Raw genomic sequence first — 1,446 nt, 5'->3', positions numbered from 1 at the left:
AATAAATGCATTGCCCATTGGATTTATGGATGGAGGACTAGTTTTTTCTGGAATTATGGGGAAATATTTCAAATACGCATCATATGCCGGGATAGTTATACTCCTGATTGCTGGTATAATTTATCCCTATATACTGATCCTTGTTGTTCTCTCTCTGTTGCTGGGAATTAAGGGACCGCTTCCCATGAATACTTTTTTCAAGCCCAAAATTTCCATGAAAGCATCATGGGCTCTGATAATAATAATCATACTCCTTCTAGGGTTTGTACCACTGCCATTTCATAGTACTAGCAATAGTAATGTTGCAATTCCGAATTCCTGTTATGTCATGCAGCAAAACAATACAGGGAACGTTACGGTAAACATTACCGTACAGAATCACGGATTGAACGTTGTACCTGTGTTTTCCGTAAGTCCCGGAAATTTTAGTGTGGAAAGGAGCATACAGAACAATATGACCACCACTACATATACGCTGGAACTTATTACCTACCATTACAATTATACGGGTAAAAAGGATTTCAATATAACTGTTAATACTGGAACAGAAATATTCCATAAAATGATTTCTGTATACTTCCTGAAGGATAACAAAAATATACATTTCACCAATATATCAAATCCCCTGAATCTCACAGAATATCAGGGAAAACCATTCAATATTACCATAGACAACAATGGTTCATTCCCACTGAATGTCAGGATAATATCAATTTCCACCAGTATGGGGGTCTACATGGAAGGTTCTGATAACACAACAATAAATCTTGCCGGAGATCCATATGAGGGAATAAGTACTCATATCCGCCCCTGGAAGAATGAAACGATGAACTTTGAGGCCGAAACCCCAGGCACATGGAAAATTATCATAATGGAATCAAATGGAGAGGCTGCAATTGTGGACATACACATAAAGCCCGCACCAGTAAGCCCACCAAATCCAAAGTCCTTTAATGGATCACAAAATAATGATAATGCATTAAATTCCATCCATTCTCTTTATTATTTCTGATGAAAATTCTGAACACTTTATAGGATTAATGTCGGTTCTGGATGTAATATCTTTAGGGATTTTGTTGTCCATGAAAGCAGCAGATATGGCCTTCTCAATTATTTTAGTGGCCTCATTCCAGCCTATATGTCTTAGCATGGCACAACCTGAGAGGATAAAGGATAATGGGTCGGCCGCATCATATCCAGCCTCAGAGGGAAGTGACGACTGTACAGCCTCAAATACTGCGCACTCATCTCCCATGCTGCAACCATACTCTGTATTAATTGCACCCATAAGATAATCCACAAGAGTTCGACTTAGAACGTTGTCCAGTAGTACAGCTTCAAAATTTTCCGGAGACATAATAATTTTTTGCATGAACTGCCTTGTTTTCATAATTTCATAATTGATATCTTCGTGCTTCGATGCCTCTTCCCAACACATTGTGCAAA

2 protein-coding genes are annotated in these 1,446 nt (G+C 38.4%); one reads left to right on the top strand and one right to left on the bottom strand.

Annotated features, from left to right (window positions below):
• A partial coding sequence (locus AMDU4_RS12085; protein ID WP_021788237.1) for a hypothetical protein occupies positions 1-1,012 on the top strand: 1,012 nt, incomplete at its 5' end.
• Here AMDU4_RS12085 and AMDU4_RS12080 read toward each other — a convergent pair.
• Positions 980-1,446 (bottom strand): isocitrate/isopropylmalate family dehydrogenase (locus tag AMDU4_RS12080; protein ID WP_290705301.1); only part of this gene is annotated, 467 nt, incomplete at its 5' end. The two genes, AMDU4_RS12085 and AMDU4_RS12080, sit on opposite strands and share 33 nt — an antisense overlap.

The organism is Ferroplasma sp. Type II, assembly GCF_000496155.1.
Note: the sequence above shows the minus strand (reverse complement) of the source record. Positions and strands in the feature narration are given on the sequence as shown.